The organism is Jatrophihabitans endophyticus (genome assembly GCF_900129455.1).
GTDB classification, from domain to species: Bacteria; Actinomycetota; Actinomycetes; order Mycobacteriales; family Jatrophihabitantaceae; genus Jatrophihabitans; species Jatrophihabitans endophyticus.
The window spans coordinates 834017-856803 of record NZ_FQVU01000003.1; the positions used below are offsets into that span (position 1 = coordinate 834017).

Genomic DNA, 22787 nt, shown 5'->3' on the forward strand with positions numbered 1-22787 from the left:
CCAGACGGTACCCGCGCTACCAGCGCGCCACCGCCGTCGCCATGAGGTCGCCGAAGAGGTGGTCGAGGTCGGGACCGTCGAGCCCACGGGCGGCGAACCACGTGCAGACGTTGCGGCAGTCGCGCTCCAGATAGCTCGCCCCCTGCGGGTTGATCACCAGGTCGACGACCTGGGGCAGGTCGATCAGCACGAGCCGGCCGCGGTGGACGAGCAGGTTGTACGCCGAGAGGTCGCCGTGCGCGTAACCGGCACGGGCCAGCCCGTGCATCGCCTGCACGCACTGGTCGAAGAGGTCGGCGAGCTCGGTGGGCTCGGGGCGGCACTGCGCCAGCCGCGGCGCGGCGGTGCCGTCGTCCTCGCCGACGAACTCGAGCAGGAGCTCGGTGCCGAGCAGCTGGACCGGGTAGGGGACGGGTACGCCGTCGCCCCACAGTTCGGCGAGGGCGCGGAACTCGGCGGCCGCCCACGTGCCGGCGGCGACCTCACGGCCGTACCCGGTGCCGCGGGCCACGGCGCGCTGGTCGCGCGAGCGGCGGCTGCGGCGGCCCTCCTGGTAGCCGGCGTCGCGGTGGAAGAGGCGGTGGTCGGTGCTGCGGTAGCGCTTGGCCGCGAGCAGCGACTCGACGTCGCCCAGCGCGCGGCGCACGAGGTGGACGTCGGCCTCCTTGCCGGTCTTCAGGACGCCGAGCTCGGTGTCGAGCGCGTTGTGGTCGGTGATCACCCAGTCCGGGACCGGGTCGGGGCCGTGGGTGGCCTGCGCGTAGGTGGAGTACGGAAGCTGGACGTACGCGTCGTCGGAACTGCCGCGATCGCGGTCGTAGAGGGACGGGTCGTAGGGCACTGCGGGCTCCGGGAGGGCAGGACGCGCTGCCCGGGGCCGGATCGGCAGGTGACCGGGTCAGTGCGTGGGCGGGAGGGGGGCGACGGCGGTCGCCCGGGCGGCGGTGGACACGCGGCACCTCCGATCTCCCTCGCGGACGCCCGCGCGGTGGGGACGTCGACTGCTCGATCCTCCCGCGTGCCGCAACCCGGTTTCCCCGCTGGTGCTCGGGTGGCGGCGTCCGAGGCGAGCACTGGCGGGGAAACCCGCGGGTGGCGCCACTAGCCTTGTCCCGTGCTGCGAATGTCGACCCTGTTCCTGCGGACCCTGCGCGACGACCCGGCCGACGCCGAGGTGCCGAGCCACAAGCTGCTCGTCCGCGCCGGGTACGTGCGCCGGGTGGCGCCCGGCATCTACTCGTGGCTGCCGCTGGGCATGGCCGTGCTGCGCAGGGTCGAGGCCATCATCCGCGAGGAGATGGCGGCGATCGGGTCGCAGGAGGTGCACTTCCCGGCGCTCGTGCCCCGCGAGATCTTCGAGCAGAGCGGCCGCTGGAACGACTACGGCGACACGCTGTTCCGGCTGCAGGACCGCAAGGACGCCGACTACCTGCTCGCGCCGACCCACGAGGAGCTCTTCACGCTGCTCGTCAAGGGCGAGTACTCGTCCTACAAGGACTTCCCGCTCGCGCTGTACCAGATCCAGACCAAGTACCGCGACGAGGCGCGGCCCCGCGCCGGCATCCTGCGCGGCCGCGAGTTCGTCATGAAGGACTCGTACTCCTTCGACCTCACCGACGAGGGGCTGGAGACGTCGTACCGCGCGCACCGCGACGCCTACGAGCGGATCTTCACCCGCATGGGCATGACCTACAAGATCGTCTTCGCGGTCTCGGGCGCTATGGGCGGCTCGGCGTCGGAAGAGTTCCTCGTCCCCGCGGCGTCCGGCGAGGACACCTTCGTCCAGTGCACGAACTGCGACTACGCGGCCAACACCGAGGCCGTCGTCATCGCCGCGCCGGAGCCGGTCGACCCGTCGGCGCACGCGCCGCTGCAGGTGCTCGACACCCCGGACACCCCGACGATCGACACGCTGGTGACGAAGGTCAACGAGCTGGGCATCGTCGCCACGGCCGCCGACACGCTGAAGAACGTCGTGCTGCGCACGCTCGCGCCGGGAGCCGACGAGTGGGAGCTGCTCGTCGTCGGCGTGCCGGGCGACCGCGAGGTCGACCTCAAACGGCTCGGCGGTCAGCTCGAGCCGACGCTGGTGGAGCAGGCCGGGCCCGAGGACCTCGCCAAGCACCCCGGCCTGGTCAAGGGCTACATCGGCCCGCAGGTGCTCGCCGACCTCGAGATCCGCTACCTCGTCGACCCGCTCGTGGTCGAGGGCAGCGAGTGGATCACCGGCGCCAACGTGGCGAACGAGCACGCCGCCCACGTGGTGCGCGGCCGCGACTTCGTGCCCGACGGCGAGATCGGCGCCGTCGAGATCCGTGACGGCGACCGCTGCGCCCGCTGCGGTTCCACGCTGGAGATCGCCCGCGGCATCGAGATGGGGCACGTCTTCGCGCTCGGCCGCAAGTACGCCGAGACCTTCGGGCTGCAGGCGCTCGACCAGAACGGCAAGCCGCAGACCATCACCATGGGCTCCTACGGCGTCGGCGTGACGCGCGCCGTGGCGGCCATCGCCGAGCAGACCTACGACGACAAGGGGCTGTGCTGGCCGCGCTCCGTCGCGCCCGCGGACGTCCACGTGGTCGCGACCGGCAAGGACGACACGGTCTTCTCCGCCGCCGAGGAGATCGCCCGCGACCTCGGGACGGCGGGCGTCGAGGTGCTCTACGACGACCGGCGCCAGGTCTCGCCCGGCGTGAAGTTCAAGGACGCCGAGCTGCTGGGCGTCCCGACCGTGCTGATCGTGGGCAAGGGCCTCGTCGACGGCACCGTCGAGCTCCGCGATCGTCGCACCGACGAGCGACGCGACGTGCCGGTGGCCGACGCGGCCGCCGAGGTGCGACGGGCGGTCGGCCGGTGACCGTCGCGCCGTACGGCAGTTGGCGCTCGCCGATCAGCGCGACGTCGCTGGCGACGGGCGGTCACGCGGTCGGCGGCGCGCGTTTCGTCGGCGAGGACGTGTGGTGGCTCGAGGCGCGTCCCGAGGAGTCGGGTCGCTACGCGATCAGGCGGCACGGGCAGCACGGCGTCGAGGACGTCCTGCCGGCGCCGTGGAACGCCCGCACCCGCGTCCACGAGTACGGCGGCGGCGCGTGGACGGCGACGCCCGACGGCATCGTCGTGTTCGCCGAGTTCGGCGACCAGCGGCTCTACCGTCTGGACGAGCCCGGCGGCACCCCGGTCCCGCTCACCCCCGAGCCGCCCGAACCGGGCGCCTGGCGCTACGGCGAGCTCGCGTTCCTGCGCGTCGGCGAGGTGTGGTGCGTGCGCGAGCGGCACGCCGCCGACGGCACGATCACCCGCGACATCGCCGCCGTGCCCGTCGACGGTTCGGCGGCTGCGGACGACAGCCGCGTCCGCAGCGTCGTCGCCGGGTCGCGCTTCCTGGCCGCCCCGCGCATCTCGCCGGACGGCCGCCGGCTCGCCTGGATCGCCTGGGAGCACCCGCAGCTCCCGTGGGACGGCACGGAGCTCCGCGTCGCCGAGCTCGGCGCCGACGGCGTCGCCGGCGAAGCCCGGACGCTGCTGGGCTCGACGACCGAGTCGGTGCTGCAGCCGGAGTGGCGCGACACGTCGTCGCTGTACGCGCTCACCGACCGCACCGGCTTCTGGAACCTCCACGTCGTCGGGGTGGACGGCGACGCCGCGCCGGTCCCGGTCGCGCCCGTCGCGGCCGACATCGGCGGGCCGCTGTGGCAACTGGGGGCGCGGTGGTACGCGGTGCTCCCCGACGACCGCCTGCTGGTCGTGCGCACCGTCGGCACCGACACGCTGGCCGTGCTCGATCCCGGCGCGGGCACCTACGCCGACGTCGACCTCGGCGACCACACCACCGTGCAGCTCGGCCCGTACCGCGATGGGACGGTGCTGCTGACCACCCACGGTGCCCGCACGCCGTCGGGCATCCGTCGCTTCGACCTCACCGACCTCACCGACCTCACCGACGGCGTGACGACCGACGTCCGGCTCGCCGTCGACGAGGTGCCCGACGACGCGTACCTGCCGCTCGCCGAGCAGCACACGTTCGCGGGCGAGGCGGGACGCGAGGTGCACGCCGTCGTCTACCGGCCGCGCAACGCCGGGTACGAGGCGCCGGCGGGGGAGCGGCCGCCGTTCGTCGCGTTCGTGCACGGCGGCCCCACCGCCCACGTCACGCCGATGCTGTCGCCGTCCGTCGCGTACTACACCAGCCGCGGCATCGGCGTCGTCGACGTCAACTACGGCGGATCCACCGGGTACGGCCGGGCCTACCGCGAGCAGCTGCGCGGGCAGTGGGGCGTCGTCGACGTCGAGGACACCGTCAGCGCGGTGCGGGGGCTCGCCGACGCGGGCATCGCCGACGGCGCGCGGCTGGGCATCGAGGGCGGCTCGGCCGGCGGCTGGACGGTGCTGAGCGCGCTGACCACGACCGACGTGTTCGCCTGCGGCGTCTCCCACTTCGGTGTGGCCGAGCTGGTGCGGTTCGCGCAGGAGACCCACGACTTCGAGTCGCGCTACCTGGACGGCCTCGTCGGCCCGCTGCCCGAGGCCCGCGAGCTCTACGACCAGCGGGCCCCGGTGAACAACGTCGAGGGCCTGTCGTGCCCGGTGCTGCTGCTGCAGGGACTCGACGACCCCATCGTCCCGCCGTCGCAGGCGGAGCGCTTCCGGGACGCGATGATCGCCAAGGGCCTGCCGCACGCGTACCGCGCGTACGAGGGCGAGTCCCACGGCTTCCGTCGTCGCGAGACGATCGTCGACGCTCGCGAGTCCGCGCTGTCGTTCTACGGCCAGGTCTTCGGCTTCGAGCCCCCGGACGTGCCGGCTCTGGAGCTGACGCGGCCGTGATCGGCCGGCGGCACGCGATCGAGGTGGACGGCCGGACGCTGGTCGCCCACGACGGTGGCGGGGACGGCCCCGTCGCGGTCTGGCATCACGGCTCGCCGCAGACCGGCGCGCTGCTCGCGCCCGTGGTCGAGGCTGCCCGGGCCCGCGGCCTGCGGGTGGTGTCGTACGCACGGCCGTCCTACGGCGGGTCGTCCCCCCGGCCCGGCCGGGCCGTCGCGTCGGCCGCGGCCGACGTCGCGGCGGTGGCGGACGCGCTCGGGATCGAGCGCTACGCGGTGGTCGGCGCGTCCGGCGGCGGCCCGCACGCGCTGGCCTGCGCCGCGCTCACCCCGGAACGGGTGACCGCGGTGGCCTCCCTGGCCGGCATCGCGCCCCGCGACGCCGCGATCGACTGGTACGCCGGCATGGTCGCCCCCGACGGACTCCGCGCCGCCGAGGCCGGCCGCGACGCCCGGGCCCGCTTCGTCGAGACCGAGGAGTTCGACGAGGCCAGCTTCGTCGACGCGGACTGGGCGGCGCTCGCCGGCGAGTGGCGGGCGCTCGGTGCCGACGCCGGCGCCGCCGGCGCCGCCGGCCCCGACGGGCTGGTCGACGACGACGTCGAGTTCGTGTCGCCGTGGGGGTTCGCGCTCGACGCGGTGCGGGCGCCGGCGCTGGTCGTGCGGGGCGGCCGCGACCGGGTGGTGCCCGCGACGCACGGCGACTGGCTCGCGGCCGCGCTGCCCCAGGCCGAGCTGTGGGCGCGTCCCGACGACGGTCACGTGTCGGTGCTGACGGCCCTGCCCGACGTGCTGTCCTGGCTGGCCGCGCGGAGCGGCTGAGTCGTTCGCTACGGTCGGCCGGTGCCCGCGCCACCGCTGACCGACGTCGTCGAGACGGGCTGGGCCGACGCGCTCGCCCCGGTGGCGGAGCAGGTGACGGCGATGGGGGAGTTCCTGCGGGCCGAGGTCGCGGCGGGCCGGACGTATCTCCCCGCCGCCGAGCACATCCTGCGCGCGTTCACCCGCCCGTTCGCCGACGTCCGGGTGCTGATCGTGGGGCAGGACCCGTACCCGACCCCCGGCCATCCGATCGGGCTGTCGTTCGCCGTCGACCGGGACGTCCGGCCGCTGCCGCCGTCGCTGCGCAACATCTACAAGGAGCTGCAGGCCGATCTCGGTGTCACGCCACCCGAGCACGGCGACCTCACCGCCTGGGCCGACCACGGGGTGCTGCTGCTCAACCGCGCGCTGACCGTCGCGCCCGGGAAGCCCGCCTCGCATCGCGACAAGGGGTGGGAGCCGATCACCGAGCAGGCGATCCGTGCACTCGCCGCCCGCGGCGGCCCGCTCGTCGCCATCCTCTGGGGCCGCGACGCGCGCAACCTGAAGCCGCTGCTCGGCGACGTCCCGGTCATCGAGTCCGCGCACCCGAGCCCGCTGTCGGCCTCCGGCGGCTTCTTCGGTTCGCGGCCCTTCGGCAGGGCCAACGCCGCCCTCGTCGCCCAGGGCGGCCAGCCGGTCGACTGGTCGCTGACGTAGCACCCCGTCGGCTCGTGGATCTTCCTGCACGGGGTGCGTGCGGACGCTCGCGGTGCAGGAAGGTCGCGGCTGTCCGTGGCTAGTCGGCGAGGCGGGCGGGGAATCCGCCGGTGGCGACCGGGCCCCACCGGGTGGGCGTCACGCGGATCAGCGACTTGCCCTGGTCGCTCATGGCCTGGCGGTACTCGTCCCAGTCGGGGTGCTCGCCGCTGATGCTGCGGAAGTAGTCGACCAGCGGCTCGATCGAGTCGGGCAGGTCGAGCACCTCGGCCGTCCCGTCGACCTGGACCCACGGGTCGTTCCATTCGTCGGAGATCACCATGACGGCGCACTCGGGGCTGCGGCGCAGGTTCGCGACCTTCGCGCGCTCCGGGTAGGTGGAGATCACGATGCGGCCCTCGCCGTCCACCCCGCCGGTGACGGGCGAGAGCTGCGGGCTGCCGTCGCGGCGCCGGGTGACGAGGATCATCCGGTGCCGCGGACGGACGAAGTCGAGCAGTCCGGCGAGGTCGACGCGGGTGTTGGTGGCGACGGAACGGGGCACGCAGGAGTCATGCCCGCCCCGTCCACGACTCAACCGCCGGCGTCGCGGGGTGGCGGTGGGCCACCGGCGCCGCCCCGCGGAATCCCGTTGTCGGTCGACGTCATTACTCTCGGGACCGACCTGCGCACTCGACAAGAGAGATCCGCGTGAACGACCGTCTGATCGTCCGTGGCGCCCGCGAGCACAATCTCAAGGACGTCAGCCTCGACCTGCCCCGTGACGCCATGATCGTCTTCACCGGGCTGTCCGGGTCCGGCAAGTCCAGCCTGGCCTTCGACACCATCTTCGCCGAGGGTCAGCGCCGCTACGTCGAGTCGCTCTCGGCCTACGCGCGGCAGTTCCTGGGGCAGATGGACAAGCCCGACGTCGACTTCATCGAGGGGCTGTCGCCGGCGGTCTCGATCGACCAGAAGTCCACGTCGAAGAACCCGCGCTCGACGGTCGGCACGATCACCGAGGTCTATGACTACCTGCGGCTGCTCTGGGCGCGCATCGGCAAGCCGCACTGCCCGGTGTGCGGCGAGCCGATCTCCAAGCAGACGCCGCAACAGATCGTCGACCGCATCCTCGAGATGCCCGAGGGCACCCGGTTTCAGGTGCTCGCCCCGGTCGTGCGCGAGCGCAAGGGCGAGTACGTCGACCTGCTGGCCGACCTGCAGGTCAAGGGCTACGCGCGCGTCCGCATCGACGGCACCGTCCACTCGCTCACCGACCCGCCCAAGCTGAAGAAGCAGGAGAAGCACACCATCGAGGCGGTGGTCGACCGGCTGTCGGCCAAACCGTCGAGCAAGCAGCGCATCACCGACTCCGTCGAGACCGGTCTCGGCCTCGCCGGCGGGGTCGTGATCCTCGACTTCGTCGACCTCGACGACGACGACCCGCACCGGGAACGCCGCTACTCCGAGCGGCTCGCCTGCCCGAACGACCACCCGCTCGCGATCGACGAGCTCGAGCCGCGCTCGTTCTCGTTCAACTCGCCCTTCGGCGCCTGTGGCGAGTGCACCGGGCTCGGCACCCGCAAGGAGGTCGACCCCGAGCTGGTCGTGCCCGACCCCGAGGCGACCCTCAACGAGGGTGCGGTCGCGCCGTGGTCCGGCGGCCAGTCCGGCGAGTACTTCCTGCGGTTGCTGCAAGGACTCGCCGACGCGAACGGCTTCGACCTCGACACCGCGTGGGAGCGACTGCCGGCCCGCGCGCAGAAGGCGGTGCTGCACGGCACCGACGACCAGGTGCACGTCAGCTACCGCAACCGCTACGGCCGCAACCGCTCGTACTACGCCAGCTACGAGGGCGTGGTGCCGTGGATCGAGCGGCGCTACACCGAGACCGAGAGCGACTGGTCCCGCGAGAAGTACGAGGGCTTCATGCGCGAGGTCCCGTGCCCGGCGTGCGGCGGGTCGCGGCTCAAGCCCGAGATCCTCAACGTCACCGTGCACGGCCGGTCCATCGCCGACGTCGCCGCGCTCTCGATCGGCGACGCGGCCCGGTGGCTGGTCGAGCTCGACCTCACGCAGCGCGAGAAGCTGATCGGCGAGCGCGTCCTCAAGGAGATCAACGCCCGGCTCGGCTTCCTCGTCGACGTCGGCCTGCACTACCTGTCGCTCGATCGCGCGGCCGCCACGCTCGCCGGCGGGGAGGCCCAGCGCATCCGGCTGGCGACCCAGATCGGCTCCGGTCTCGTCGGCGTCCTGTACGTCCTCGACGAACCGTCCATCGGGCTGCACCAGCGCGACAACCACCGGCTGATCGAGACGCTGGTCCGGTTGCGCGACCTCGGCAACACGCTCATCGTCGTCGAGCACGACGAGGACACCATCCGCACCGCCGACTGGGTGGTCGACATCGGCCCCCTCGCCGGCGAGCACGGTGGTCGCATCGTCGTCAGCGGGACCGTCGACGACCTGCGCACGTCCGAGGAGTCGATCACCGGCGCCTATCTGTCCGGCCGGCGCACCATCGACGTGCCGGCCATCCGCCGACCGCGGCAGAAGGGCCGGGAGCTCGTCGTCGAGGGCGCCCGGGAGCACAACCTGAAGAACGTCGACGTCGCCTTCCCGTTGGGCTGCTTCGTCGCCGTCACCGGGGTGAGCGGCTCGGGCAAGTCCAGCCTCGTCAACGACATCCTCTACGCCTCGCTGGCCAACAAGATCAACGGCGCGAAGTTGCCGCCGGGGCGGCACAAGCGGGTGCGCGGCATCGACCAGCTCGACAAGGTGGTCGGCGTCGACCAGTCGCCCATCGGCCGCACCCCGCGGTCGAACCCCGCCACCTACACCGGGGTGTTCGACCACATCCGCAAGCTGTTCAGCGAGACGACCGAGGCCAAGGTCCGCGGCTACCAGCAGGGGCGGTTCTCCTTCAACGTCAAGGGCGGTCGCTGCGAGAACTGCGCGGGCGACGGCACGATCAAGATCGAGATGAACTTCCTGCCCGACGTCTACGTGCCGTGCGAGGTGTGCAAGGGCGCGCGCTACAACCGCGAGACGCTCGACGTGCACTACAAGGGCAAGACGATCAGCGAGGTCCTTGAGATGCCGATCGAGGAGGCCGCGGAGTTCTTCGCGCCCATCGAGCGCATCGCCCGGCACCTGCGGACGTTGGTGGACGTCGGGCTGGGTTACGTGCGGCTGGGCCAGCCCGCACCGACGCTCTCCGGCGGTGAGGCGCAGCGCGTGAAGCTTGCCTCCGAGCTGCAGAAGCGCTCGACCGGGCGCACCGTCTACGTCCTCGACGAGCCGACGACCGGCCTGCACTTCGAGGACGTCCACAAGCTGCTGGGGGTGCTGCACTCGCTGGTCGACAAGGGCAACTCCGTCATCGTCATCGAGCACAACCTCGACGTCATCAAGACGGCCGACTGGCTCGTCGACATGGGTCCGGAGGGCGGCTCGGGCGGCGGCACGGTCGTGGCCGAGGGAACCCCGGAGCACATCGCCGCCGTCGCCGAGTCGCACACCGGTGCGTTCCTGCGGCCCATGCTCGACGCCGCCGACATCCCCGCCGCCCCCGCCCGGCCGCGCAGGCGCGCCGCCGCGGCGGCCAAGCGCCCCGGCGCCAAGCGCGCCGCAGCCAAGTCCGCGTAGCCCGTCGGCCGGCGACCCCGGAGGTCGGCGTCGCGGTCTTGAGCGGTTGCTCAATTCGCTGCTAGGCTCCTGTTTGAGCGATCGCTCAACGGAGGGGGACCATGACGACGGCGGACGCGGTGGCGCGGTGCTGCGGGATCGGTGCGGTCGCCGGCTTGGTGAGCGGCGCCGCCGTCGGGACGATGGTCTTCCCGCTGTTCGGGACGGTGTGTGGGGCGGGTTACGGCGTGGTCGTCGGCCTCGTCCTCGGCCTCGTGGAGTCCGCGGTGCTCGTCCCGCTGGCGGCCGCGGGCGCGGGTCTGGGGGTGCTGCGGGCCGCGGGGGCGGCGACGGCCGCGGCCGGGATGGCGGCGTTCGCCCACGGGGTCGCCGACGTCACGGGTCGGTCGCTCGTGGGTCTGCTCGTGCTGGCCGCCGGCGTCGGCGCCGCCCTCACCCGGCGAGCCGTCCGACCGCAGGCGGCGAATGTGCCGTTCACCTCCCCGATCGCGCGCGTCGCGGCCGTCGTCGTCACGGTGGCGACGGTGATCGGCACGGTGACCGGCGCCCTGATCGGCATGCGGGTGGACCGGTCGGCGGCGTGGTTCGCGGCCGTCGAGGGCCTGCTCGCCGGCGCGGTGGTGGGTCTGCACGGCGCAGCGGTCGTCACCCTCGTCATGCTCGGCCGGGAGCGACGGCACCGCGCGCCGCGGTCCGGCCGCGCGACCACGGCGCCGCGACGGTGAGCGACACCCGGGCGCGGCTGTTGGCCGCGGCGGCCGCGACACTGCGCGACGAGGGCATCGCGGGGCTGTCGGCCCGCACGGTCGCCGCGCGGGCCGAGGTCAACCAGGCGTTGATCTTCTACCACTACAAGACCCTGCCGGGGCTGGTCGACGCCGCGGTGCGGACGTCGGTCGAGGACAGTGTGGCGTCCTACCGCGCGCGGTTCGCGGCGGTCGGCTCGCTCGTCGAGCTGCTGCGGGTCGGCCGCGAGCTGCACGAGCGGGAGCGCTCGCTCGGGAACGTGGCGATGATGGCGCAGCTGCTGGCCGGGGCCCAGCGTGATCCCGTGCTCGCCGGGGCGGCACGCCACGCGATGACCCGGTGGAACGCCGAGATCGAGGCGGTCGTGCGTCGCGTGCTCGCCGGCAGCCCGCTGGCCGAGATCGCGGACCCGGCGGGCACGGCGGCGGCGATCAGCGCGGGCTTCCTCGGCCTGGAGCTCTACGAGGGGGTGGACGCCGCCGGGGCCACCGCCGCGCTCGACGCGTTGGAGCGGCTGGGCGCCCTCGTGGAGGTCGTCGACGACCTCGGGCCGGTGGCGCGCCGGGCGCTCCGGGCGAAGGTGCGTCGCCTCGGCCGGCCCTGACGGCGCGAGCGCGGAGCCGACCGAGGCCGGTGATCCACATCCGGTTCCCGTCGTCCTGGCGGCGGTAACCGGGTGTGGATCACCTGATCGGGGCGCGCATCGCATCGCGCCCGAAACCTGTCGCTACCCCGTGCGACGCTGAGGCGGTGATCGAGTCGTACCGCGCCGTGCTGCGCCACGGCGACGTACGACGGGTCCTGCTGCTCGGCACGATCGTGCGGGTCCCGCTGTGGGCGGCGAACGTGATCCTCACCCTGCACGTCGTCACCACGCTCGACCGGTCCTATGCCGCCGCCGGCCTGCTCGCGGCGGTCGCCACGGTGGCGCTGAGCGTGAGCGCGCCGTGGCGTGGGCGGCGGCTCGACCGCGACGGGCTGCGCGCGGCCGTCGCACCGTCGCTGGTGGTCCTCGCCGGCTGCTGGTCGGTCGCCCCGTTCGTCGGATACTGGCCGCTGCTCGTCTTGGCCGCCGTGGCGGGCCTGTTCGAGGTGCCGTCGTTCTCCATCGTGCGGCAGGTGCTGCTGCGCGCCGTCCCCGAGGGGCAGCGCACCACGGCGCTGTCGATCGACTCGGTGGCCGTCGAGGTGTCGTTCATGATCGGCCCCGCGCTGGGCGTCGTGCTCGCCACCTACCTGCCGACCTCGTGGGCGCTGTTCGCGTGCCAGTTCGCGTCGGTCGCCGGCGGCGTCGCGATCTGGCTCGCCGACCCGCCGCTGCGGGGCACCCCGGCGCCGGCCGCGCCCGCCGACCCGGCGCCGGCCGCGCCCACCGGTCACCGTCCGCCCGCGGTGCGCGACTGGCTCGACCTGCGCGTCGGCGCACTGCTCGTCATGAGCGCCGCGGCCACCATGGTGCTCACCGGCACCGACGTGGGCGTGGTCGCCGCGTTGCGCGACATGGACCACCAGACCTGGATCGGCTGGGAGCTCGCGGTCTGGGGCGCTGGGTCGGCGGTGGGCGGTCTCGTGTACGGCGCGCTGCGGCGCACGATCCCGGTCGCGGCGCTGCTGGCGCTGCTGGCGGCGACGGCGCTGCCGGTGGCCCTCGGCGGGGAGCCGCTGCTGCTCGCGGCGCTGCTGTTCGTCACGGGGTTCTGGTGCGCCCCGACCGTCACCGCGTCGGTCGACGAGCTGACGCGCTTCGTGCCCGAGCGCGTCCGGGGCGAGGCGCTCGGGTGGCACGGCTCGGCGCTGACGCTGGGCTCGGGCGTGGGCGCGCCGCTCGCGGGGATCGCGATCGACCACGTGGGGTGGCGCGGCGGATTCGTGCTGCCCGCGCTGCTCGGTCTGCTGGCCGCGGCGTTCGGGTGGGCGGCGTCGCGCCGTGGGGTGGAGCGGACGGCGACGACCACCGCCCGGCGTCCGCTCGTGGAGACCTGAGCGGGCCGGCGCCGGTCGGTGCAGCAGAATCGGACGCCATGGACCCCGCTGCCGACCTGCCCGCGATCGACCCGACGCTCCGACGCTTCGTCGCCGGGCTGCCCAAGGCCGAGCTGCACGTCCATCATGTCGGGTCGGCGTCCCCGCAGGTCGTGGCCGAGCTCGCCGCCCGTCACGAGGGTGCGTCGCCGGTGCCCGCCGACCCGGCGCTGCTGGCCGACTACTTCCGCTTCACGGACTTCGCGCACTTCATCACCGTCTACCTCTCGGTGGTCGACCTGATCCGCGACGCGGAGGACGTGTGGACGCTGACCCACGGCATCGCCCGCGACCTCGCCGACCAGAACGTGCGCTACGCCGAGCTGACGCTCACGCCGTACTCGTCGGTGGTGCGCGGGGTGCCGGCCGCGGCGTACTGCGAGGCGGTCGAGGACGCCCGCCGGCGCGCCCGCGAGGACTTCGGCGTGGCGCTGTCGTGGTGCTTCGACATCCCGGGTGAGGCCGGGCTCCCGGCCGCGGACACGACCCTGGAGATCGCCACCCGCTACCGCCCCGACGGCCTGGTCAGCTTCGGGCTGGGCGGTCCCGAGATCGGCGTCCCGCGTGCGCAGTTCGCGCCCCACTTCCGGGCCGCGATCGCCGAGGGGCTGCACAGCGTCCCGCACGCGGGGGAGTCCACCGGACCGGAGACCGTCTGGGACGCGCTCGACCACCTGGGCGCCGAACGCATCGGGCACGGCATCGCCGCGGCGGCCGATCCCAGGCTGCTCGCGCATCTCGCGGAGCAGGGCATCCCGCTCGAGGTGTGCCCGACCTCGAACGTCCGTACCCGCTCGGTGCCGAGCCTGGCCGAGCACCCGCTGCCGGCGCTGGTCGCCGCAGGGGTGCCGGTGACGATCAACTCCGACGACCCGCCGATGTTCTCGACGACCCTCAACCAGGAGTACGCGGTCGCCGCGCAGCTGCTCGGCCTCACCGAGCACGGTGTCGCCGAGCTGGCCCGCGCAGCCGTCCGCGCCTCGTTCCTGGACGAGCCCGGGAAGGCGTTGCTGCTCGCCGAGATCGACGACTACCGCGACACGGCCGGCTGAGAGATCGGCAGCGAGCACGCGTTGACCTCACGCCCGCGGGCAGGGCAGGTTTACCCCACCTGAGTGGAGGGGGCAGCTCGTGCGGTTCGTCCGGTTCCTGTTCGTCGTCGTGCTCGTCGGTGGCGGAGTGCTCGCCGCGGCCGGGGTGTCGGCCGAGGCGCGCGCCCCGCGGCCGGTCATCACGTCGGTCGAGGCCGCCTACGGCTCGAGCGTCGGCTACGCCCACCTGATCATCCACGGCCGTCACCTCACCGGCGGCACGGTGACCGTCGCCGGCCGCCGCACGGACGCCACGGTGATCGACGCCGAGGTCATCACCGCCTTTCCGGCCGGCCACCGCCACGGCACCCGCTTCCCGGTCGTCGTCCGGACGAAGGCCGGGACGTCGAACACGGCGCGCTACGAGTTCCGGCACGCCCGCCAGCCCGGCACCCTGCGCGCCGTCGCCGCCGAGGCCGCACCCGGCGGGAAGGCCGCCGACCTCGAGTACTCGGCGACCCGGTGTCCCGCCGTCGGCACCTGCATCAGCCTCGGCTCCGACTTCAGCGGTGCCGGCCCCGTCGCCCGGGTCACGACGAACGGCCGGACGATCACGCAGCGGGTCCCGGTCCCGGCCGACTCCGACGGTGACGGCACCGCCGATCTCGCCGACCTCGCGTGCCCCACCGCGACCTACTGCGTGGCCGTCGGCGGCTACAACGCCGACAGCGCGAGCCTGATCAGCACCTGGGACGGCCGCGCCTGGACCTCGGTGACGGCGCCCGTCCCGCCCGAGGGCGACAACGGGGCCGTGGGCGCCCTGCTCCACGTGGCGTGCGGCGGCCCGGGGCACTGCGTCGCGTTCGACCAGCAGCACGTCTACACCCTGGACGGCGGCACGTGGCAGGTCACCGCGGCGCCCGTGCCCGCCGGCTCGCGTCACGTCGTCCTCGACCACGTCTCCTGCCCGGTCGCCGGGTGGTGCACGGTCACCGGCTCCGCCGACACCGCGACGACGAGCCGGAACATCGTCGCGGTCCGGGCGGGGACCACCTGGACGTCGCGGTTCCTGCCGAATCCGCCGCACTGGAAACAGAAGTTCAACCCCGACGTCGACGGTCTCGACTGCGCGCACCGGGACCGGTGCACCCTGCTGGCCGGCGGGCTCGCCGGTGGCGGCGCCGCGCCGCTGTCGTTCGCGACGCTGCACGGCGGCGCCGTGCACTGGACCGCGGTGCCGGTGCCGGCCGACGCGAGGTCGGCCACCGCGTGGGCCGTGGCCGTCGAGGGCGACGCGTCGCTGCGCTGCCCGACGACCGGCACCTGCTGGGCGCTGGCCGCCTACTCGGTCCGCGGGCTGTCCGGCCGGCGGGGACTCCAACCGGTCGCGCTGCGCCTGCACGACGGCACGACGGCACGCGTCTTCCCCATGCCCCGTCCTGCGACGTCGAGGACGGGGTGGTTCGCACTGTCCGACCTGGCCTGCGCGAACCCGAGTGCGTGCGTCGCCGTGGGATCACGCGGCGACGGCGACGCGAACGACGTCCGCGGCGACGCGATCGTCGAGACCTACGCCGACGGCGTGTGGACGCCGGTGGCCGCGCCGAGCCCGAAGGGACGTCCGAGGTACTCGGGCTACGAGTTCACCGCCGTCGACTGCGCCGCGGTCGGGCGGTGCACCGCGGTCGGGGACTACAACTACGACCACGACCCCGACGCGGGGGAGGGTGAACCCCTCGAGAAGTCGAGGCCGGTGATCCTGGACATCACCCCTCGCTGACCCGATCGGCGCCGGGGCTGCACCGTGCGGCGAGGGGGAGCCAGCGCCCGGAAGCCCAGCGCCCGTAAGCCCAGCGCCCGGAAGCCCAGCGCCCGTAAGCCCAGCGCCCGTAAGCCCAGCGCCCGGAAGCGTCGCCCCCGGCTACTAACCTGGAGGACGTGCCCGACCCGTCCACGTATCGCCCCGCTCCCGGGACGATCCCGCTGGAGCCGGGCGTCTACAAGTTCCGCGACGAGCGCGGCCGCGTCATCTACGTCGGCAAGGCAAAAAGCCTGCGGCAGCGGCTGAACTCCTACTTCGCCGACATCGCCGGACTGCACCAGCGCACCCGGCAGATGGTCACCACGGCCGCGAGCGTCGAGTGGACCGTCGTGCGCACCGAGGTCGAGGCGCTGCAGCTCGAGTACAACTGGATCAAGGAGTTCGACCCGCGCTTCAACGTCCGCTACCGCGACGACAAGTCCTACCCGTCGCTGGCCGTGACACTGTACGAGGAGTACCCGCGGCTGCAGGTGATGCGCGGCCCCAAGCGCAAGGGCGTGCGCTACTTCGGCCCCTACTCGCACGCGTGGGCGATCCGCGAGACGCTCGACCTGCTCACCCGGGTGTTTCCGGCCCGCACCTGCTCGGCCGGCGTCTTCAAGCGCGCCGGCCAGGTCGGCCGGCCGTGCCTGCTCGGCTACATCGGCAAGTGCAGCGCGCCGTGCGTGGGCCGGGTGAGCGCCGACGAGCACCGCGACATCGTCGACGAGTTCTGCGACTTCATGGCCGGCAAGACCGACACCATGGCGCGTCGCCTCGAACGCGAGATGGTCGAGGCGAGCGGGAACCTCGAGTTCGAGCGGGCCGCCCGGCTGCGCGACGACCTCGGTGCGCTGAACCGGGCGCTGGAGAAGCAGGCCGTCGTGTTCGGTGACGGCACCGACGCCGACGTCGTCGCCTTCGCCGAGGACGAGCTCGAGGCGGCGGTGCAGGTGTTCCACGTCCGGGGCGGTCGCGTGCGCGGGCAGCGCGGGTGGGTCGTCGACCGGTTGGACGAGATGTCGACCGGCGACCTCGTCGAGCAGTTCCTCACCCAGTTCTACGGCCTGTTCACCGACGGCGGCGAGGACATCCCGCGCGAGGTGCTGGTGCCGGTGCTGCCCGACGACGCCACCGTGCTCGAGGAATGGCTGGGCGAGCGGCGGGGGCGCCGGGTCTCGGTGCGGGTGCCGCAGCGCGGCGACAAGCGGGCGCTGGCCGAGACGGTCGCACGGAACGCGGCCCAGTCGCTGAACCAGCACAAGCTCAAGCGCGCCTCGGACCTCACCGCCCGCTCGCGCGCCCTGGACGAGCTGCAGGAGAGCCTGGAGCTGCCGTCGGCGCCGCTGCGCATCGAGTGCTTCGACATCAGCCACGTGCAGGGCACGAACGTCGTGGCGAGCATGGTGGTGTTCGAGGACGGCCTGCCCCGCAAGAGCGAGTACCGACGCTTCGCGCTGCGCGACACCTCCGAGGGCACCGGCGACGTCCAGTGGATCGCCGAGGTCACCCGCCGCCGCTTCGCGCGCTACCTGAACGACCAGCTCGACGAGGGCGCCGACGCCGACAGCGATCCCGGCGCCGAGGCGGTGGAGTCCGCCGGCGAACCCGGGGTGGGCGACGCACCCCCGGCCGTGCCGTCGGGGATCGACCCGGCGACCGGACGTCCCAAGAAGTTCGCGTACCCGCCCAACCTGCTCGTCGTCGACGGGGGCGCGCCGCAGGTGGCGGCGGCCGCGGCGGTGCTGGCCGACCTCGGCATCGACGACGTGGCGCTCGTCGGCCTCGCCAAGCGACTGGAGGAGGTCTGGCTGCCGGGCCAGCCGTACCCGGCGATCCTGCCGCGGACCTCCGAGGGGCTCTACCTGCTGCAGCGGGTCCGGGACGAGGCACACCGCTTCGCCATCACCTACCACCGGCAGAAGCGGTCCAAGGCCATGACGACCTCCGCCCTCGACGGCATCCCCGGCCTCGGCGAGACCCGCCGCAAGGCGCTGATGAAGCGGTTCGGCTCGCTCAAGCGGTTGCGGGCCGCCGACGTCACCGAGATCGTCGAGGTGCCCGGCATCGGCCGGCGGACCGCGGCGGCCATCGTCGCCGCCCTCGCCGCTGAGGGCGCGGCCGCGCCCGCCGTCAACGTCACCACCGGGGAAGTGCTGTGAACGAACGCGACACCACGACCGGCGCCGTCCCCGCCGACGCCGCTCCCGCCGGCGCGCTGGAGACGGTGATCATCACCGGGCTGTCCGGAGCGGGGCGCAGCACGGCGGCCAAATGCTTCGAGGACCTCGGCTTCTTCGTCGTCGACAACCTCCCGCCCGAGCTCATCGGCACCCTCGTCGACCTCGGCAGCCGCAGCCAGGGCGCGGTCACCCGGCTCGCCGTCGTCATGGACGTCCGCGGTCGGGCGTTCTCGAAGGACCTGCGCGGCACCATCCGCGGCATGCCGCGGACGTTGCGGCCGCGGGTGCTGTTCCTGGAGGCCGGCTCGGACGTCCTCGTGCGCCGCTTCGAGAGCGTGCGCCGCGCCCACCCGTTGCAGGGCGGCGGCCGCCTCGTCGACGGCATCAACGCCGAGCGGGAACTGCTCGCCGGCCTGCGCGACGACGCCGACCTCGTCATCGACACCAGTAACCGGTCGGTGCACGACCTGCGCCGCGCCATCGAGTCGGCGTTCACCGGCCCGGCCTCCGACGACGCCCTCGCGCTGCGCGCCACCGTGCTGTCCTTCGGGTTCAAGTACGGCCTGCCGGTCGATGCCGACATGGTCGTCGACGTCCGGTTCCTGCCCAACCCGCACTGGATCCCGGAGCTGCGCGACCTCACCGGCCAGGACGAGGAGGTCAGCGACTACGTGCTGGGCCAGGAGGGCGCCACCGAGTTCCTGGACAGCTACACCGACCTGCTGCGCATCGTCGGGGCGGGCTACCGGCGCGAGAGCAAGCGATTCCTCACCCTCGCCGTCGGCTGCACCGGCGGCAAGCACCGCTCGGTGGCGATGAGCCGGCAGCTCGCGGCCCGGCTCGATGCCATGGGGGTGCGGACCCACGTCGTGCACCGGGACCTCGGTCGTGAGTGACGCGGCGGCGTCGGGAGCATCGGGAGCGCCACGCGCGACGGGCCGGCCGGTGAAGGCGGTGGCGCTGGGCGGCGGGCACGGTCTGCACGCGTCGCTGTCGGCGCTGCGCCTGCTCACCGACGACCTCACCGCGATCGTCACGGTGGCCGACGACGGCGGCTCGTCCGGGCGCATCCGGCGCGAGCTCAAGGTGCTGCCGCCCGGTGACCTGCGCATGGCGCTCGCCGCCCTCGCCGGCGCCGACCCGGAGGCGACGGCGTGGGCCGAGCTGCTGCAGCACCGGCTGGGCGGTCACGGCGTGCTCGCCGGCCACCCCGTCGGCAACCTCGTGCTCACCGGGCTGCTGGAACGCGAGCCCGACCCGGTGGCCGCGCTCGCGCGTCTCGGCGCGCTGGTCGGCGCGGTGGGCCGGGTGCTGCCGATGAGCCCGGTCCCGCTCGATCTCGTCGGCGAGGCCGACCACTTCGACCCCGACGACCCGTCGCGCACCCGCAAGATCCGCGGTCAGGTCTCCATCGCCACCACGCCGGGCCGGGTGCGCTCGATCTCGTTGCTGCCCCCCGGCGCGCCGGCCTGCGCCGACGCGGTCGACGCCGTGCGCGAGGCCGATCTCGTGCTGCTCGGCCCCGGGTCCTGGTTCACCAGCGTCATCCCGCACCTGCTGCTGCGCGAGCTCGGCAAGACCCTCGCCAACACCACCGCTCGACTCGTCGTCGTCCTCAACCTGGTGCCCCAGCTCGGCGAGACCGACGCCTACGAACCTCACGAGCTGCTCGCCCTGCTGCAGACGCACGCCGAGCCGTTCGGGGGGCTGCCCATCGACACCGTGCTGGCCGACGAGGATTCCGTTCTCGACCTCACCGATCTCGCCGGTTACGTCTCCCGGATCGGTGCGCAACTGCGTGTGTCTAGACTCGCTGCCGACGACAGCGCGGAGCGCCACGACCCGCTCCGGCTGAGTCGAGCTCTGCAGGACGTACTGGACGGGGCCGCACACGGACTCGCCGGGGGAGGAGCCAGCGCATGGCAATGACCGCCGCGGTGAAGGACGAGCTCAGCCGAGTGCCGGTCAGCCGTATGTCGGCGCGCAAGAGCGAGCTCGCCACGATGCTCCGCTTCGCCGGTGCGCTGCACCTGGTCGGCGGCCACATCGTCATCGAGGCCGAGCTCGACACGGGCTCGGTGGCGCGGCGGCTGCGCAAGGAGATCGCCGAGATCTTCGGGCACGGCTCGGAGGTCCAGATCGTCGCCGCCGCCGGCCTGCGTCGGACCAGTCGCTACCTCGTGCGGGTCACCAAGGACGGCGAGCGGCTCGCCCGGCAGGCGGGACTCGTCGACCTGCGGGGCCGGCCGGTCAAGGGGCTGCCGCACCTCGTCGTGGCCGGCGGCGTCGCCGACGCCGAAGCGGCCTGGCGTGGCGCGTTCCTCGCCCACGGCTCGCTCACCGAGCCCGGCCGCGCGTGCTCGTTGGAGATCTCCTGCCCGTCGGCCGAGGCGGCTCTCGCCCTGGTCGGCGTCGGCCGGCGCCTCGGCGTCTCGGCCAAGGCGCGCGAGGTGCGCGGCGGCGACCGCGTCCTCGTCCGCGACGGCGACGCCATCGGCGCGCTGCTCACGCGCATCGGCGCCCACGACTCGGTGATGGCGTGGGAGGAGCGGCGCATGCGCCGCGAGGTGCGCGCGACCGCCAACAGGCTCGCGAACTTCGACGACGCGAACCTGCGCCGGTCGGCGCGGGCCGCCGTCGCCGCGGGCGCGCGGGTCGCGCGGGCGCTGGAGATCCTCGGCGACGACGCCCCCGACCACCTGCTGCAGGCGGGTCGGCTGCGCCTGGAGCACAAGCAGGCCTCGCTCGAGGAGCTGGGCGCGCTCTCGGAACCGGTCATGACCAAGGACGCGGTCGCCGGCCGCATCCGCCGGCTGCTGGCGATGGCCGACAAGCGGGCCAGCGACCTCGGCATCCCCGACACCGAGTCGGCCGTCACCCCCGAGATGCTCGCTCCCTGACCGACCCGCCGCGCGGATCGAACCCTTCCGGCCGCCGCTGCGTTTCCCCTGTCGGTCAAGTACTAGTGCCATCGTCCGATGGTGCGGTGAACCCGAGCTGCAGCAGATTCGACGGTGCACACCGAAGCCTGACCGGGAGTAGACCGTGAATCGACTCGTCATCGCCGGCGCCACCGCCGTCGGCGCCCTCGCCATCGCCGTCCCCACCGCCTTCGCGCTCGCCGGCGCCCCCTCGTTCAACGAGCGGGTGCCGGTGCGCACGCCGTCGCAGGCCGCCGTTGTCTTTTTCGACGACCACGGCCGCGCCGTCGAGTCACGCGGCAGCGCCTCGCCGACGGCCACCCCGACCACCGGCGCGACGAGCGCCCGGCCCACCGCCTCGGCCGCCGCCGCGTCGAGCGCCGCCTCGACGCACGGGCGGCACCACGGCCGCGGCAGCGAGGCCGGCGACGACCACGGCCGCAGTCGCGAGCCCGGGGACGACCACGGTCGCCGCAGCGAGCCCGGCGACGATCGCGGCCGCCACAGCAGCGAGCCCGGGGACGATCGCGGTCGCCGCAGCAGCGAGCCCGGGGACGATCGCGGTCGCCGCAGCAGCGAGGCCGGCGACGACCACGGCCGCCACGGCGGCGGCGACGATCGAGACCGGTAGCCGATGAGCCGACCCGCCCCCACCGACACCGACCCGCGTCCCGACACGGACGCGGGTCGTGCCGCTGCCGTCGCCGACTGGGTCGTGGTCCGGCCCGCGGGCGCACGCCGTCCCGGCCGGTTGCCGCGGCTGCGCACCGTCCTGCTCCAGGTCGGCGCGGCGGCCGTCGTCGTGATCGCCGCGGTGGCGGTGGTGGGCCTGCTCGTCAGCCGGCGCGCCGCCGAGAGCGAGTCGGTGCGTGACGCGGCCGAGCTCACCAACGTCCTCGCCGACACCGCGGTGCAACCCGCGCTGACCGATCCGATGGCCACCAGCACCACCGCGGCGGCCGGGATCGCTCCGGTGGTGCGCGCCCAGCTGCTGTCGCGCGCGGCCATCGTGCGGGTCAAGCTGTGGAGCCCGCAGGGCCGCATCCTGTGGTCGGACGAGCCGCGTCTCGTCGGGCAACGCTTCGAGCTCGAGGGCGACGCCCGCGAGGCGCTCACCGACCAGCAGGTGAGCGCCGACATCAGCGATCTCGACGAGCCCGAGAACCGCTACGAGCGCGGCCGGGGCACGCTGCTCGAGGTCCACCGCGCGGTCTGGACGCCCGCCGGTCACCCGCTGCTGCTCGAGACCTACTTCCGCTACGACCAGGTCGCCGACCGCGCCCACTCGATCTGGCGTGGCTTCGCCGGCATCACGCTCGGCAGCATCGGTGCGCTCGTGCTGCTGCTCGTCCCGCTCGGCTGGACGCTGCTGTCCCGTGCCCGCCGCGCGCAGCAGCAGCGCGAGGACATGCTGCGCCGCGCCATGGACGCCTCGCTCGACGAGCGGCGCCGCATCGCCGCGACCCTGCACGACGGTGTCGTGCAGGACCTCGTCGCCGCCTCCTTCGCCATCGCCGCCGGCGCGCAGGACGCCGACGCCCGCGGCAACGACACCCTCGGCGGGCAGCTGCGCGACGCCCGCGACACCGTCCGCTCCAGCATCGGCGGCATGCGCTCGCTGCTCGTCGACATCTACCCGCCGAACCTGCACGACGCGGGACTGCCGGCTGCGCTCCGCGACCTCGTCACCGGCCTGCGGTTGGACGCCGAGCTGGTCGTCGACGTCGCCATCGACGAGGCGGCCTGCGACCGCCTCGACCCCGCCGGCACCGAGGCGGTCTTCCGCACCGCCCAGGAGGCGTTGCGCAACGTCGCCACCCACGCCCGCGCGACACGCGTCGACGTGAGCGTGCACCGCGAGCAGGAGGGCTCGGGCGACGGGGACGGCGCGGACGGCGCCGGGTTCGTCGTCCTCGAGGTTGCCGACGACGGGACGGGCTTCGACCCGGCGACCCGGCCGGCGGGGCACTTCGGGCTGTCGCTCATGGACGACGTCGCCCGCGAGCAGGGCGGCGAGCTGGCGCTGCGTACCGCACCGGGCGCGGGGACGGCGTGGCGGCTGCGGCTGCCCGCGCAGCGGCGGGCGGTCGTGCCGGCGGGGTCCGCATGAT

18 protein-coding genes are annotated in these 22787 nt (G+C 73.9%); 16 read left to right on the forward strand and 2 right to left on the reverse strand.

Annotated elements, in window-relative coordinates; all coding sequences use genetic code 11:
- Nucleotides 1-16: 16 nt before the first annotated feature.
- Complete coding sequence (locus BUE29_RS14125; protein WP_073390913.1) at nt 17-841, reverse strand: serine protein kinase RIO; 825 nt, start codon at nt 839-841, stop codon at nt 17-19.
- Nucleotides 842-1123: 282 nt separating this feature from the next.
- Here BUE29_RS14125 and BUE29_RS14130 point away from each other — a divergent pair, with 282 nt between their 5' ends.
- The 4 genes from BUE29_RS14130 to BUE29_RS14145 are packed head-to-tail and all read left to right on the forward strand — an operon-like array spanning nt 1124 to nt 6344.
- Nucleotides 1124-2857: a proline--tRNA ligase gene (locus BUE29_RS14130; RefSeq protein WP_073390914.1), complete on the forward strand. Its 1734-nt coding sequence runs from the start codon at nt 1124-1126 to the stop codon at nt 2855-2857.
- Nucleotides 2854-4824 carry a S9 family peptidase gene (locus tag BUE29_RS14135; RefSeq protein WP_073390915.1) on the forward strand — a complete coding sequence of 657 codons (1971 nt, stop codon included), beginning with the start codon at nt 2854-2856 and terminating at the stop codon, nt 4822-4824. The genes BUE29_RS14130 and BUE29_RS14135 overlap by 4 nt, the downstream gene beginning before the upstream one ends.
- The gene (locus tag BUE29_RS14140) at nt 4821-5645 is read left to right on the forward strand and encodes an alpha/beta fold hydrolase (protein WP_234971458.1); all 825 of its coding nucleotides are present in this window, start codon (nt 4821-4823) and stop codon (nt 5643-5645) included. The genes BUE29_RS14135 and BUE29_RS14140 overlap by 4 nt, the downstream gene beginning before the upstream one ends.
- A gap of 21 nt (nt 5646-5666) precedes the next feature.
- Nucleotides 5667-6344, forward strand: a complete 678-nt coding sequence (locus BUE29_RS14145) for a uracil-DNA glycosylase (RefSeq protein ID WP_073390916.1) — start codon at nt 5667-5669, stop codon at nt 6342-6344.
- A 79-nt stretch (nt 6345-6423) separates the two neighbouring features.
- Here the strand turns inward: BUE29_RS14145 and BUE29_RS14150 are convergent, their stop codons facing one another.
- Nucleotides 6424-6888 (reverse strand): PPOX class F420-dependent oxidoreductase, encoded by a 465-nt coding sequence (locus tag BUE29_RS14150; protein ID WP_073390917.1) that lies wholly within the window; start codon nt 6886-6888, stop codon nt 6424-6426.
- 146 nt (nt 6889-7034) lie between these two features.
- Between BUE29_RS14150 and uvrA the strand changes: the two genes are divergently transcribed.
- From uvrA to BUE29_RS14215, 12 genes are all read left to right on the forward strand, one after another.
- A complete protein-coding gene (gene uvrA / locus BUE29_RS14155) occupies nt 7035-9971 on the forward strand; it encodes an excinuclease ABC subunit UvrA (RefSeq protein WP_073390918.1) in 2937 nt (978 codons plus the stop codon).
- 101 nt (nt 9972-10072) lie between these two features.
- Entirely contained in the window at nt 10073-10696 is a 624-nt protein-coding gene (locus BUE29_RS22540) for a hypothetical protein (protein WP_073390919.1), read from the forward strand.
- Entirely contained in the window at nt 10693-11322 is a 630-nt protein-coding gene (locus tag BUE29_RS14165) for a TetR/AcrR family transcriptional regulator (RefSeq protein ID WP_073390920.1), read from the forward strand. The genes BUE29_RS22540 and BUE29_RS14165 overlap by 4 nt, the downstream gene beginning before the upstream one ends.
- 146 nt (nt 11323-11468) lie before the next feature.
- Nucleotides 11469-12701 (forward strand): MFS transporter, encoded by a 1233-nt coding sequence (locus BUE29_RS14170; protein WP_073390921.1) that lies wholly within the window; start codon nt 11469-11471, stop codon nt 12699-12701.
- Nucleotides 12702-12739: 38 nt separating this feature from the next.
- Nucleotides 12740-13792, forward strand: a complete 1053-nt coding sequence (locus tag BUE29_RS14175) for an adenosine deaminase (RefSeq protein WP_073390922.1) — start codon at nt 12740-12742, stop codon at nt 13790-13792.
- Nucleotides 13793-13871: 79 nt separating this feature from the next.
- Complete coding sequence (locus BUE29_RS14180) at nt 13872-15551, forward strand: IPT/TIG domain-containing protein (RefSeq protein WP_073390923.1); 1680 nt, start codon at nt 13872-13874, stop codon at nt 15549-15551.
- A 158-nt stretch (nt 15552-15709) separates the two neighbouring features.
- Nucleotides 15710-17734, forward strand: coding sequence for an excinuclease ABC subunit UvrC (gene uvrC / locus BUE29_RS14190; protein ID WP_073390924.1), 2025 nt, complete (start codon nt 15710-15712; stop codon nt 17732-17734).
- Entirely contained in the window at nt 17731-18651 is a 921-nt protein-coding gene (gene rapZ / locus BUE29_RS14195; RefSeq protein WP_073390925.1) for an RNase adapter RapZ, read from the forward strand. The genes uvrC and rapZ overlap by 4 nt, the downstream gene beginning before the upstream one ends.
- Before the next feature lie 49 nt (nt 18652-18700).
- On the forward strand, nt 18701-19684 hold the full coding sequence (locus BUE29_RS14200) for a gluconeogenesis factor YvcK family protein (protein ID WP_073390926.1): 984 nt from the start codon (nt 18701-18703) through the stop codon (nt 19682-19684).
- Entirely contained in the window at nt 19675-20655 is a 981-nt protein-coding gene (whiA, locus tag BUE29_RS14205; RefSeq protein ID WP_073390927.1) for a DNA-binding protein WhiA, read from the forward strand. The genes BUE29_RS14200 and whiA overlap by 10 nt, the downstream gene beginning before the upstream one ends.
- Before the next feature lie 145 nt (nt 20656-20800).
- A complete protein-coding gene (locus tag BUE29_RS14210) occupies nt 20801-21307 on the forward strand; it encodes a hypothetical protein (protein ID WP_073390928.1) in 507 nt (168 codons plus the stop codon).
- 3 nt (nt 21308-21310) lie between these two features.
- Nucleotides 21311-22786: a sensor histidine kinase gene (locus tag BUE29_RS14215; protein ID WP_073390929.1), complete on the forward strand. Its 1476-nt coding sequence runs from the start codon at nt 21311-21313 to the stop codon at nt 22784-22786.
- Nucleotide 22787 lies beyond the last annotated feature (1 nt).